The sequence below is a fragment of the Streptomyces lancefieldiae genome (genome assembly GCF_031845825.1).
Lineage (GTDB): Bacteria > Actinomycetota > Actinomycetes > Streptomycetales > Streptomycetaceae > Streptomyces > Streptomyces lancefieldiae.
This window is the reverse complement of record NZ_JAVRFH010000094.1, coordinates 1-12,711: the sequence shown is the minus strand read 5'-3', so window position 1 is coordinate 12,711 and position 12,711 is coordinate 1. Positions and strand designations below refer to the sequence as shown.

Annotated in this window: 9 protein-coding genes; 3 read left to right on the top strand and 6 right to left on the bottom strand. The window is 73.6% G+C overall.

Going from position 1 to position 12,711, the window contains the following annotated elements; all coding sequences use genetic code 11:
• Window positions 1-396 precede the first annotated feature (396 nt).
• Window positions 397-1,635, top strand: a complete 1,239-nt coding sequence (locus RM812_RS38835) for a nucleotide disphospho-sugar-binding domain-containing protein (RefSeq protein ID WP_311585169.1) — start codon at window positions 397-399, stop codon at window positions 1,633-1,635.
• A gap of 69 nt (window positions 1,636-1,704) precedes the next feature.
• On the opposite strand, the gene RM812_RS38830 is transcribed toward RM812_RS38835, so the two are convergent.
• The 5 genes from RM812_RS38830 to RM812_RS38810 form a co-directional block, all read right to left on the bottom strand.
• Entirely contained in the window at window positions 1,705-2,931 is a 1,227-nt protein-coding gene (locus tag RM812_RS38830) for a class I SAM-dependent methyltransferase (protein WP_311585167.1), read from the bottom strand.
• A 137-nt stretch (window positions 2,932-3,068) separates the two neighbouring features.
• The gene (gene rfbB, locus RM812_RS38825) at window positions 3,069-4,043 is read right to left on the bottom strand and encodes a dTDP-glucose 4,6-dehydratase (protein ID WP_311585166.1); all 975 of its coding nucleotides are present in this window, start codon (window positions 4,041-4,043) and stop codon (window positions 3,069-3,071) included.
• On the bottom strand, window positions 4,040-5,107 hold the full coding sequence (locus RM812_RS38820) for a glucose-1-phosphate thymidylyltransferase (protein ID WP_311585164.1): 1,068 nt from the start codon (window positions 5,105-5,107) through the stop codon (window positions 4,040-4,042). The genes rfbB and RM812_RS38820 overlap by 4 nt, the downstream gene beginning before the upstream one ends.
• A 74-nt stretch (window positions 5,108-5,181) precedes the next feature.
• Entirely contained in the window at window positions 5,182-5,931 is a 750-nt protein-coding gene (locus RM812_RS38815; RefSeq protein WP_311585163.1) for a class I SAM-dependent methyltransferase, read from the bottom strand.
• Between the two features lie 326 nt (window positions 5,932-6,257).
• The gene (locus tag RM812_RS38810) at window positions 6,258-6,497 is read right to left on the bottom strand and encodes an acyl carrier protein (protein WP_311585160.1); all 240 of its coding nucleotides are present in this window, start codon (window positions 6,495-6,497) and stop codon (window positions 6,258-6,260) included.
• 135 nt (window positions 6,498-6,632) lie between these two features.
• On the opposite strand from RM812_RS38810, the gene RM812_RS38805 reads away from it, so the two are divergent.
• The gene (locus RM812_RS38805; protein ID WP_311585158.1) at window positions 6,633-8,198 is read left to right on the top strand and encodes an AMP-binding protein; all 1,566 of its coding nucleotides are present in this window, start codon (window positions 6,633-6,635) and stop codon (window positions 8,196-8,198) included.
• Between the two features lie 343 nt (window positions 8,199-8,541).
• On the top strand, window positions 8,542-9,738 hold the full coding sequence (locus RM812_RS38800) for a cytochrome P450 (protein ID WP_311585156.1): 1,197 nt from the start codon (window positions 8,542-8,544) through the stop codon (window positions 9,736-9,738).
• A gap of 160 nt (window positions 9,739-9,898) precedes the next feature.
• Here RM812_RS38800 and RM812_RS38795 read toward each other — a convergent pair.
• Window positions 9,899-12,711 (bottom strand): type I polyketide synthase (locus tag RM812_RS38795; protein WP_311585153.1); only part of this gene is annotated, 2,813 nt, incomplete at its 5' end.

Below are 12,711 nucleotides of genomic sequence, written 5' to 3'. Positions count from 1 at the left end.
GGGCCCACCCCCCCGCCCGGCCGCCCACGGCGGGGGCGGTGCGGAGCCGTCCGGTCACGGCGGTGCCGGGGAGATCCCGCGGCAGGCGGGCCGACGCGGGAGCCCGCGGCCCCTAACCTTCCGCGTGACCGCCCCCATTTCCCCTGCCGACCGGCTCCGCGCGGACCGCGCGCCGTTAGGGTGACGACGCTGCGGCACCGCGGAACGGTGCGGAGGGGCCGGGAGGCGCACACGCCCACCGGAGCCCACCGCCCCGAGGGCACCCCGGCACGACGGGCGGCCCCGGGCACGGCCCCTCGTGGGGCGGGCGCTCTCCGCGCACCGAAGGAGAGGGGGCCGACCGGAGGCCCCCGGCGCCGCACTCCGCGCGAGCCAGGGGAGAGTTCCGTGCGCGTCATGCTGATGGCCTTTCCGACGCGAACCCACATCTACAGCCTCGCGCCCGTCGGCTGGGCGCTCCGGGCCGCCGGCCACGAGGTGCGGTACGTGGGCCAGCGCAACCCTTCGGAGGTCGAGCCGTTCTCGGAGACCGGTCTGGAGTGCATGTGGGTCGGTGGCGACTTCGACATCGCCCGGCACCGTCAGGTGGGCGAGGACCCGGGTGACGACCCGTTCAAGCTGTCCGAGACCCGCGTGGAACGCCTCACCGACGACTACGTGAAGGCCGCCTACGACACCACCGCCGGGATGATCCGCTACCTGAACCCGGACCGGATGCTCAACGAGACCCTGCGGCTGGCCAAGGAGTGGCGGCCGGACCTGATCGTCTGGGACCCCCTGATCTACACCGCGCCGCTGGTCGCCGAGGTGGTGGGCGCGGCGCAGATGCGGATGCTCTACGCGGCCGACCAGAACGCCCGGGTGCACTTCGAGTACGAGAAGCTCAAGCAGCGCCGGCCGCACGAGGACTGGCCGGACCCGCTGGCCGAGTGGATGGACGAGTGGCTGCGGCGGCACGGCCGCGGCTTCCACGAGGGCCTGCGGTTCGGCAGTGCGTCGATCGACCCGGGGCCGGCCTGTGTGCAGTTCCCGCTGGACGTGAACTACCTGCGGGTGCGCTTCGTCCCGGTCAACCGGCCGCTGCCGCTGCCGCGCTGGGTCTACGAGGAGCCCTCCCGCCCCCGGGTGCTGCTCACCCTCGGTGTCTCCAACCGGCAGGTCCACGGGCACGAGCAGGCCTCGGTGGCCGACCTCCTGGAAGGGCTGGGCGCGCTGGACATCGAGGTGATCGCCACCTTCAGCCGGGAGCAGACCGGTTCGCTGCGGTTGCCGCCCAACGTCCGCGCCGAGTCCTTCGTGCCGATGAACGAGGTGCTCGCCAGTTGCTCGGCCATCGTCCACCAGGGCGGCGGTGCCACCATCGGCAACGCCGTGGTCAACGGGGTTCCGCAGCTTCTGGTGCCGGGCACCATCTGGAGCGAGCGGGCCTCGGCGGTGGCGCAGGCGGAGCGCGGCTACGGGCTCTACGTCGACCTGGAGGACATCACCGTCGAGCGCATCCGCGAGAACGTGGGCCGGCTGCTGGAGGAGGAGTCCTTCCGCAGGAACGCCGCGGAGGTGCGGGACGAGATGCTCGCCACGCCCACGCTCGCCGATGTCGTCCCGCAGTTGGAGGCCGCGGCACTCGGCCGCTGACCCGGCCCGCACCGCCGTGGTGGGACCGGCCCCGCGGACGCCGGGCGCGGGGCCGGCCCACCAGGGATCTCACAGCCAGCGGTCGGGAAGGTCCAGGAGCACCCGTTGTCTGGCCAGCCGGTCGACCAGCGGGTCCGTGCCGCTCCCGCCGGCCCCCGCGGCGGCCGCCACCACGGGACCGGGGTGCGCCAGCCCGCTGAGATAGGGCCAGTCCTCCACGAACTCCCGGGCGAACTGCGCGGTCGGCCACGCCGGTCCCTCCGCCGTCAGGAGCGGGTTGACCCGCAGCGGCCGGCCGGCGCGCGGCGCGGTCAGCCACCCCGGTGGCGACGGCTCGGCGGCCGGGCCGTGGACGAAGGCCAGCGCGGAGGCCGTTCGCAGCGTGTCCGGGACGACGGCCTCGGCCGGCACCCCGGTGAGCGCGGCGCGGGTCAGGTCCGCGTCGTCGTAGGCGAGGCGGGGCCGCAGCAGCGCGGCGTACTCCTGGACCGTCAGCGGCGCGCCCGGGGCGTAGTTGTGCGCTTCGGCGTTGTGGGTGTGCCCGAGGAGCACCCGCTCGTGGCGGGCGAGCCGGCGCAGCTCGCGGAAGGCGTGCGGCTTGTCGGGGAAGTAGTGGAAGCTGTCGTGGGTCAGGCAGACGTCGGCCGCCAGGTCGGCCAGGGGGAAGGGCCCGGCCGCGTCGAAGCAGACCAGCCACGCCCGCGGAGCGGTGAAGTGCCGGGCCAGCCACAGGTGCGAGAAGACGAGGTCGGAGCCGATGGCGTGGCCGGAGCCGGCCTCCCAGACGCGCAGGAAGTGCCCGGCGCCGCAGCCCACCTCGAGGAGCGTGCCGCCGCGCGGCGCGTGTGCCTCCAGCAGGGCCTGTCCGCTGAGGAGGGTGGGCAGGCACCAGCGGTGCAGGAAGTAGGTGCCGAGTCCGCCGTAGCCCAGGAGGTCCATCATCCCGGCCGCCGTCGCGTCGCCGCTGCTCACCCCGGCGACCGCGGTGCGCAGGGCGGCCGGGTCGGCGGGCGGTGTCGAGGCGTCCTTCCGGTCGGCGAGCAGCACGGCCAGTGCGTGGCCGGTGTCGCCGCGACGGATCGCCGCGACCGCCTCGTCCCGCAGTTCCTCCCGCCCCAGGCGCAGGTAGGGGATGCCGTCCAGGCACGGCCAGAGGGTGTCACCCTCGCGCAGCAGACCGGGGCCGGCCGGTTCCAGCGGGGTGCCGGTGACCGGGCCGCGTAACCGGGCGAGGAACGCCTCGTCCGGCGGGGCCAGATGTGAGGGCCGGTGGCGCGCGGCGTCATGGGGTGTCATGGGGGGGCTCCAAGGGCAGGCGTGGCCCGGCATCGGCTCGAACCCGCCGCGCCAGGTGGGGGTGGTCGGCCTCCCTGGTGCATGGCCCGGGAAGGCTCGGTGCCGCTCGGCCGGTCACCCCGGCGCGGGGCAGCCGGTCACACGGCCCGGTCGGACACCAGCGGCTCCCACCAGGCGCGGTTGTCGCGGTACCAGTCGACGACGCCGGCCAGGTCGGTGGCGAGGTCGTGGGTCGGCGCGTAGCCCAGCTCCTCGCGGGCGCGGGTCCAGTCCACCGAGTAGCGGGCGTCGTGCCCCTTGCGGTCGGCGACGTGCTCCACCCGTCCCCAGTCGGCCCCGAACGCCTCCAGGAGCATGCTCGTCAGCTCCTTGTTGCTGAGTTCGGTGCCGCCGCCGAGGTTGTAGACCCGGCCGGCGCGGCCGCGGGTGCGGACGAGTTCGACGCCCGCGCAGTGGTCGTCCACGTGCACCCAGTCGCGGATGTTCTCACCGGTGCCGTAGAGGGGGACGCTGCCGCCGTCCAGGAGGGTGGTGACGAAGCGCGGGATGACCTTCTCGGGGTGCTGCCGGATGCCGTAGTTGTTCGAGCACCGGGTCACCCGCACGTCCAGGCCGTGGGTGCGGTGGTAGGCCAGCGCGAGCAGGTCGCCGGCCGCCTTGGACGCGGAGTACGGGGAGTTGGGGGCGAGCGGGTGGGTCTCCGGCCAGGAGCCGCTGTCGATGGATCCGTACACCTCGTCGGTGGAGATCTGCACGAAGCGCTCCACCCGGTGCCTCAGCGCCGCGTCCAGCAGGGTCTGCGTCCCCACGACGTTCGTACGGACGAAGGCGGTGGCACCGGTGATCGACCGGTCCACGTGGGACTCCGCGGCGAAGTGCACGATCTGGTCCGCCCGCGCGGCCAGCCGGTCCACCAGTACGGCGTCGCGGATGTCGCCGTGCACGAAGGTCAGCCGGGGGTCGGTGAGGTCCAGGTTGGCACGGTTGCCGGCGTAGGTGAGGAGGTCCAGCACGGTGATCCGGACGTCGTCGGCCGGATCGGCGAGCAGGGCGCGGACGTAGGCCGAGCCGATGAAGCCCGCCGCGCCGGTGACCAGGAGGTGGAGGCTCATGAACTGATCTCGAAGGTCGAGTGGTCGCCGAGGACCAGCCGGTGGGCGTTGGGCACCCGGGGACGGGAGGCGCCGTGGACGTGGCGTCCGATCAGGGAGGCCTCCATCCGGCGGACCCCGGTCAGTGTGGAGTCGCGCAGCATGATCGAGAACTCCAGCTCGCTGTCGAGGATGCGGCAGTTCTCCGACACCGCGGTGTACGGGCCGATGTAGGAGTCGATGACCTCGGTGCCGGCCCCGATCAGGGCCGGGCCGACGATCCGGGAGCCGGACACCCGGGCGCCGCGCTCCACCACCACCCGGCCGATGATCTGCGAGGTGTCGTCCACCTCACCGTCCATCCGGCGCTCGACGCCCTCCAGGATGATCCGGTTGACCTCCAGCATGTCGTCGACGTTGCCGGTGTCCTTCCAGTAGCCGTCGATCACCTCGGACTCGACCCGGGCGCCGCTCTCGATCAGCTCCTGGATCGCGTCGGTGATCTCCAGCTCGTTGCGCCAGGAGGGCTTGATGGCCCGCGCCGCCTCGTGCACCAGCGGGGAGAAGAGATAGACGCCGACGAGGGCGAGATCGCTCTTGGGGTCCTCCGGCTTCTCCTCCAGCCCGATCACGCCGCCGTCCTCGTCCAGCACGGCGACACCGAACTGGCGCGGGTCGGAGACCCGGGTGAGAAGGATCTTGGCGTCGGGACCCGACTCACGGAAGTCCTTCACCAGCTTGGTGATCCCGCCGACGATGAAGTTGTCGCCCAGGTACATCACGAAGTCGTCGTCGCCGAGGAAGTCGCGCGAGACGAGCAGCGCGTGGGCCAGGCCCAGGGGCTCCTCCTGCCGGATGTAGCTCACCCGCAGGCCGAAGGCCGACCCGTCGCCGACGGCCTCCTCGATCTCCGGTGCGGTGTGGCCGACCACGATGCCGACCTCGGTGATGCCGGCGTCGGCTATCGACTCCAGCCCGTAGAAGAGCACCGGTTTGTTGGCGACGGGGACGAGTTGTTTGGCGGACGTGTGGGTGATCGGGCGCAGCCGGGTTCCGGATCCGCCGGACAGGACGAGAGCCTTCATGACACCTATCCGATTCGTCAGTCAGAGGTGGTGCGTGGGGGCACGGCGCCGTGCCTGCCGGTCACGCCTGCCGGTCACGCCTGCCGGACGCCGACGAAGACGCCGCGGTCCGCGTAGCCGTCGGAGAGGTACTCGACCGCGCAGCCGGCCCCGGTCACGGCCGCCTCGTACTCCTCGCGCGAGAAGAGAGCGAGATCCTGCTGGTTCACGAAGTGCCGGACGGCGGTGGCGGGCGCCGCGGACGGGTCCGCCACGAGGTAGTGCATCTCCACCCGGCTGCGGCCGTCCACGGTGTACCAGTGGCCCATCCGGGAGACCTTGGCGGTGCCGCTGGTGAAGCTCGCCTGCACCAGGTCGCCGCCGTTCCAGTCCTCCCGCAGGATCCAGGGCTCGATGACCATCACCCCGCCGGGCACCAGGTGCGCGGCCATCGACCGGACCGCGGCCCGCAGTTCGTCCACCCCGCCGAGGTAGGCGATGGAACTGAAGAGGCAGGTGACCGCGTCGAAGCGCCGCCCCAGCTCGAGGTCGCGCATGTCGCCGCGGTGCACGGCGGCGGCGCCGAGCTTGGCCACCGCGGCCCTGAGCATCGGCTCGGCGAGGTCGACCCCCTGCACCTCGAACTCCTTGCCCAGATGCACCAGGTGCTCCCCGGTGCCGCAGGCGACGTCCAGCAGGCTCGCGGCGGCCGGGTGCCTCTCGCGCACCAGCCGGCGGATGCGCTCCGCCTCACCGGCGTAGTCCCGGTGGCTGCGGTAGATGTCGTCGTAGATCTCCGCGAAGTTCTCCTGGTAGACGACTTCGGCGGGAATGTCTGGACACACGTGGGGTCACCTGGATTCCGGGCTGCGCGGACTGAGTGAGGGAATGGCGAGTGGCACGGGTGACGCGGCGCGGCGCGCTTTCACAGCGCCCTCCACCCTTTTGGAAAACCGGCGCAGAGGCTCCGGCAGTTCCACAGGGCCGGTGAAGGAAGTGTGTCGCGCATCGTCATTCCGGGGTTCCGGGCAGCCCCTCCTCGCGGAAATGCCGCGACCGGCTGCCCGGGGCCGTCGAAACGCCCCGTCCCGCCAGCGCATCGTACGGGGGCGACGGAGCCGGCCTTCAACCCCTAGCCGGGCTCCTCCGGTGGGACGTCTGGGGTGTCCCGTCAGCTCCGTGCCGCGTCCACCGCGCGCCACAGCGTCGCCGGCGTCTCGAAGGTCTCCGTGGTCATCGCCCGGTCGTCCAGGCGTATGCCGTACTCCTTCTCCACCGCGGAGAGCAGTTCGACCATCGCCAGGGAGTCCAGGCCCACCTCGCGCAGCCGCATGTCCGGCTTCAGCGGCTGGTTCGCGCGGAGGTGGGGAAGAAAGCGGCGGAGTATTTCCTCGAACTGACTGTCCAGCATGACGGTCTCCCTTTCTGGAATCCCGGATTAAGGGTTGCCACGGCGGCCTTCAGCCCCAATGGTCGACGCCAGAGCCTAGTGGCCCCATCCGTTTTTCTCGACGATCGGCACCCCCTATTCGTGTTGAGGTGGATCTTGGAAGGTACGACGGAACACGGGCTGCCCGGACGCTTCCTGCGCGGACTGTCCCGGGCGCCGGAGGGCGCCGCGGTGCGGGTGGTCGGCGCGGAGGCGGAGACCCTCTCCTACGCCCGGATGCACCGCGCCGCGCTGGAGTGGGGCGGTGCGCTGGCCGGTTCCGGGGCGCGGACCGTGGCGGTGCTCGCCGGCCGGAACGGCACCGGGTACACCGGGCTGCTGGCCGCGCTCTACGCCGGGGCGGCGGTCGTACCGCTGCGGCCGGACTTTCCCCCCGCCCGCGTCCGGCAGACGCTGGCGGCGTCCGGCGCCGACGTCCTGCTGGTGGACCGGGCCGGGGCGGCGATGCTGCCCGAGGTGCTCCAGGGCCGGACCGACCTCCCGGTACTGGCGCCGGGGACGGCCGGTGACGGCGTGCCGGGCGGGGTGCGCGCCCTGTTCCCCTCGTCGGCGACGGCGCTGGAGGAGCCGGCCCGGGTCGGGCCCGGGGACACGGCCGTGCTGCTCTTCACCTCCGGCTCGACCGGGCGGCCCAAGGGGGTGGCGCTGACCCACGGCGGGCTCGGCCACTACTTCGACGTCGTCGACCGACGCTACGGCTTCGGCCCCTCGGACGTCTTCTCCCAGACCTTCGACCTCAACTTCGACTGCGCGTTCTTCGACCTCTTCTGCGCCTGGGGTGCGGGCGGCACCGCTACTCCGATCCCGCCGCACGCCTACCGCGATCTGCCGGGTTTCGTCGCCGCGCAGGGAATGACGGTGTGGTTCTCCACCCCGAGCGTGATCGGACTGGTGCGGCGGCTGAACGGGCTGTCCGGTTCCGCCCTGCCGGGGCTGCGCTGGAGCCTGTTCGCCGGCGAGGCGCTGACCTGCCGCGACGCGCAGGACTGGCAGCGCGCCGCACCGGCCTCGACGCTGGAGAACCTCTACGGTCCGACCGAGCTGACCCTCACCATCACCGCCCACCGCTGGACCGGCGAACGCTCCCTGGCCGCCGCCGTCAACGGACTGGCCCCGATCGGCACCGTCCACCCCGGCCACGAGCACGTGCTGCTCGGCCCGGACGGTGAGCCCAGCGGCGCCGAGGAGGGCGAGCTGTGCGTCAGCGGACCGCAGCTGGCGGCCGGGTACCTGGATCCGCGGGACGAGGGGGGACGTTTCGTCGAACGCGGCGGCCGGCGCTGGTACCGCACCGGCGACCGGGTCAGGAGGGCCGCCGACGGCGAGCTGGTCTACGTCGGCCGGCTCGACTCCCAGGTCCAGGTGCACGGCTGGCGGGTCGAGCCGGCCGAGGTGGAGCAGGCGGTACGGGCCTGCGGCCCGCAGGACGCGGTCGCGGTGGGTGTGACCGGGGACGACGGCACCGAACTGGTGGTCTACTACACCGGTGAGGCGATGGCCGCACCCGAGCTGGTCCGCCGCCTGCGCTCGCACCTGCCCGACGGGCTCCTCCCCCGCCACTTCCATCACCTTGCCGAGTTCCCGCTCAACGCCAACCGCAAGACGGACCGGCTGCGGCTGGCGGCCGACGCCGAGGCGCTGCTGACGTCGGCCGCCGGCTGACCGCGGGGAGGGCGACGGCGCCTCCCCGCGGCGGGCGGGAGCCGGGCACCGGCTCCCGGGCCACTGCCGACGCACCCCCCGGCGGGTTAGGGGTGTCTGTGCCGCGCCACGGCCGGTAGCTTGCCGGACGGACCGTAGGGGAGGGGTCCGTACCGGGTCGCCGACCCACGCACCGGCTCCTTCTCGGGTGCCCGCACGCACTCCGCGCCGTACCGCGCCCCGCACCGTCGTCCCGTCGGCCGTCGCCGTGCGGACAGCGGTGTTCCCCTCCTCCGCCCGGCGGTCGCCGTGGCGGGCCGGGCGGCCGGGACGGCGTGCCCCGACCACGAGGAGAGCCCGCCGCATGAACGAGCCGAGAACGGTGCGTCCGTACCCGTTCGACATGAAGGACATCAGCGTCTCGCCGCTCTACGCCAAGCTGCGAGCCGACGAGCCGATGAGCCGGGTACAGCTGCCGTACGGCGAGGTCTCCTGGCTCGCCACCCGGCACGCGGACTGCAAGCAGGTCATGACGGACCCTCGTTTCAGCCGGGCGATCGCACAGGGGCTCGACCAGCCGCGGATGCGCCGCCAGTCGGTGGGCGACGGCATCATGGGCATGGACCCGCCCGACCACACCCGGCTGCGCCGGCTGGTGGCCAAGGCGTTCACCGCCCGCCGGATGAACCAGATGCGCGACGAGGTGCGCGGCCTCGCCGGCCGGCTGGTGGACGACATGCTGGCCGGGGGCGGGCCCGCCGACGTGGTCGAGGACCTGGCCCGGCTGCTGCCGGTCAACGTCATCTGCGACCTGCTGGGAGTCCCCTTCGAGGACCGGCACGTCTTCCGCCGCTGGACCGAGGGCGTCACGAACGACGAGACGGCCAAGGACGACGTACTCTTCGACATCGGCGGCGAACTCGACGCCTACATGGCCGACCTGGTCGCCCTGCGCCGCCGCGAGCCCACCGACGACCTGCTCGGCGCCCTGGTCTACGCCCGCGACAACGGCGACAAGCTCACCGACACCGAACTCATCGCGCTCGCCGGGGCCGGGCTGTTGACGGGCGGGGTGGAGACGGTGGCCTCGGCGCTGCCCAGCTTCGTCTACACCCTGCTCACCCGCCCCGAGCTGATGACCCGGCTGCGCGCCGAGCCGGAGCTGATGCCCACCGCGGTCGAGGAGCTGCTGCGCTACGTCCCGATCAACACCGCCGCGATGTTCGCCCGTTACGCCCTGGAGGACGTGTGGGTGGGCGACACCCTGGTGCGGACCGGCGAACCGGTGCTCGCGGCGCTCCACGCGGCCAACCGCGACCCCGAGGTCTTCGAGGACCCGGAGGAGATCGACCTCGCCCGCGCCCAGAACCCGCACCTGACCTTCGGTCACGGCCCGCACCACTGCATCGGCGCGCAGTTGGCCCGGATGGAGCTCCAGGAATCGCTCACCGTACTGCTGGCGAAGATGCCGCGGATGCGACTGGCCGACGCCCCCGAGGACGTGGAGTGGAAGTTCGGGGTGATCGTGCGCGGTCCGTCCGCGCTGCGGATCACCTGGTGACTCGTTCTCGAGTACGACGACCGGTGCCCCTGCCCCGCTTGCGGGGCAGGGGCACCGGTCGTGTCGGGGACCGCTGCTGACGTCGGCCGCGGGCGCCGCCGTCGAAGTCCGTCGGCGGGCCCGTGGGCCGGGCCCGTGGGCCGGGCCCGCCGACCGTGTCTCAGTCCAGGTCGAGCTCCCCGTCGAGGATGTCGAAGAGCTCGTCCGCGGTCGCGGCCTCGATGTCGTCGTGGTCCGTACGGGCCCCGGCGCCGGACGCCTCCTGGGACGTCACCCACCGGGCGCTGAGGTCCCGCAGCCGCGCCACGATCGCCTCGAACCCCTCGTCGCCCGGCCGGGCCCGGCTGAGCGCCGCCTCGATGGCGGAGAACTCGGCGGCCATCGGTGTCCGCTCCGCCTTCACCACCAGCTCCTCGAGGAGCATGTCGGCGATCGCCGCCGGGGTCGGGTGGTCGAAGACCAGCGTCGCGGACAGCCGGATGCCGGCCCGGTCCGCCAGACCGTTGCGGAGTTCCAGCGCGGCGAGCGAGTCGACACCGAGTTCGGTGAATCCCCGCTCCGGTTCGATGTCCCGTGGCCCGTCATGACCCAGTACGGCGGCGACCTGGACGCGTACCACGTCCAGCAGCAGCGGACGGCGGTCCTCCGGCCGCATGGCGGCCAGCCGGTCGGCCAACGGCTGCTCCACCGCCTCCGGCCCGTCCTGCACGGCGGCCCGGCGCCGCGGGGCCCTGACCAGTCCGCGGAGCATCGGGGGCACCGGACGCCCGGCCGCCGCCACCGCGGCGGTGTCCAGCCGCATCGGCAGCACCACCGGCCGGTCGAGTCCGGCGGCGGTCTCCAGCAGGGCGAGTCCGTCCTCGGTGGGCAGCGCCAGGAGCCCGGCCCGTTCCATCCGCTCCAGGTCGGCCTCCGACAGGGCTCCCGCCATGCCCGCGCGCTCCGCCCACAGACCCCAGGCGAGGGAGGAGGCGGGCAGTCCCAGGGCGCGGCGATGCGCGGCCAGCGCGTCGAGGAAGCCGTTGGCCGCCGCGTAGTTGGACTGTCCCGCACCGTCCAGGGTGCCGGCGGCCGAGGAGAACAGGACGAACATCGAGACGTCACCGGCGAGTTCGTGCAGATGCCAGGCGGCATCCGCCTTCGGCCGCAGGACGGTTTCCAGGCGCTCGGCGTCCATCGCGCCGACCAGTCCGTCGTCCACCACCCCGGCGGTGTGCACCACACCGGTCACCGGATGGTCCGCCAGCAGCCGGGCGACCGCCTCCCGGTCCCCGAGGTCGCAGGCCACCACGACGGTCTCGACACCCTTCGCGGTCAGTTCGGCCACCAGGGCCTCCGCACCGGGTGCCTGCGGACCGCGCCGGCCGACCAGCACCATCCGGCGCACCTCCTGACGGTCCGCCAGGTGGCGCGCGACGGCGGCGCCCAACCCGCCCGTCCCCCCGGTGACGAGCACGGCGTCGCCGGGTTCCAGCTCCTTGCCGGCCCCGGTGGCCACCGCCAGCCGGGGCGCCTCGGCCCGCCCGCCGCGGAGCGCGAACTCCGGTTCGCCGGCGGCCAGGACGGCGGGCAGCGCACTCCCGGCGGTGAGGGCGGCGGGTTCGTCCTCCGGCAGGTGCGCGAGCACGAACCGGTCCGGGTTCTCCGCCTGGGCGGCCCGTACCAGACCCGTCACCGCGCCACCGGCGAGGGTCGCTCCGCGCACCACGACCACCAGCCGGGCGTCCGCGCAGCGCTCCTCGGCGAGCCAGTCCTGCAGCAGCGCCAGAGTCTCCCCGGCCGCCGTCCGCGTCGCCGCCAGGGGCTCTGTGTCGGTGGCCGGCACCGGCGGCGCGTACAGCACCGTCTGCGGCAGCGGCTGCCCGGACTCCAGCAGGGCGGCCAGGTCGCGGCTGCGGGCGACACCCGGCAGCGGCAGGTCCCCGAGGACCGCCCACTCCTCGCTCCCCCGCGTACGTGCGGCGGGCACCGGAGTCCACTCCACCGTGTAGAGGTCGCGGTGCCGGTCCGCGGTGCCCAGCTCCTCCAGCGGCACCGTACGCACCAGCAGCGAGTCGGCCTCCAGCACCACGGCGCCGGCGGTGTCCGTGGCGCGCAGCGCGTAGCCACCGTCCCCGGCGCCGGCGGTCAGCCGCACCCGCAGGGAGGTCGCTCCGGTGGCCCGCAGGGTGAGCCCCCGCCAGGCGAACGGCATCGTCAGCGTGTCGTCGGCGGCGAAGAGTTCACCCGCGTGGAGCGCGGCGTCCAGCAGCGCGGGATGGATGCCGAAGCCGTCCACCGGCGTCCCCTCGGGCAGCGCGACCTCCGCGTACACCTCGGCCGGCCCGTCCCCGGGTCCGTCGCCACCGCGCTGCCAGGCGGCGCGCAGACCCGCGAAGAGCGGGCCGTAGTCGAAGCCCTGGGCGGCGAGCCGCGTGTACAGCTCCTCGGCGGCCACCTCCCGGGTCCCCGACGGCGGCCACACCCCCGCGGGCGCGCCGCCGTCGGACCCGGCGGAGCCGCTGCCGTCGGCGACTGCCGCCAACACACCCTCGGCGTGCCGGGTCCACTCCGGGGCACCCTCGACGCGCGCGTACACCGACACCGGTCTGCGGTCCGCACCGTCCGGCGCCCCGACCACCACCTGGACGCGTACGGTGTCCCGTTCGGTGAGGGCCAGCGGCGTCTGGAGCGTCAGCTCCTCCACCCGTGGGCAACCGACCTCGTCACCGGCTCGGACCGCCAGTTCCACGAAGGCCGCTCCCGGGACCAGGACGGTGCCGGAGAGGGTGTGCTCACCCAGCCAGGGCTGGTCGCGCAACGACAGCTGACCGGTGAGGGTCACGGTGTCGCCCTCGGGCGCCGTCAGGACGGCGGCGAGGAGGGGGTGGCCGGCGGGGTCCTGCCCGGACCGGGCGACCCCGGCATCCGGACCGGACCGCTCCAGCCAGTACCGCCGCCGCTGGAACGGATACGTCGGCAGATCCCACCACA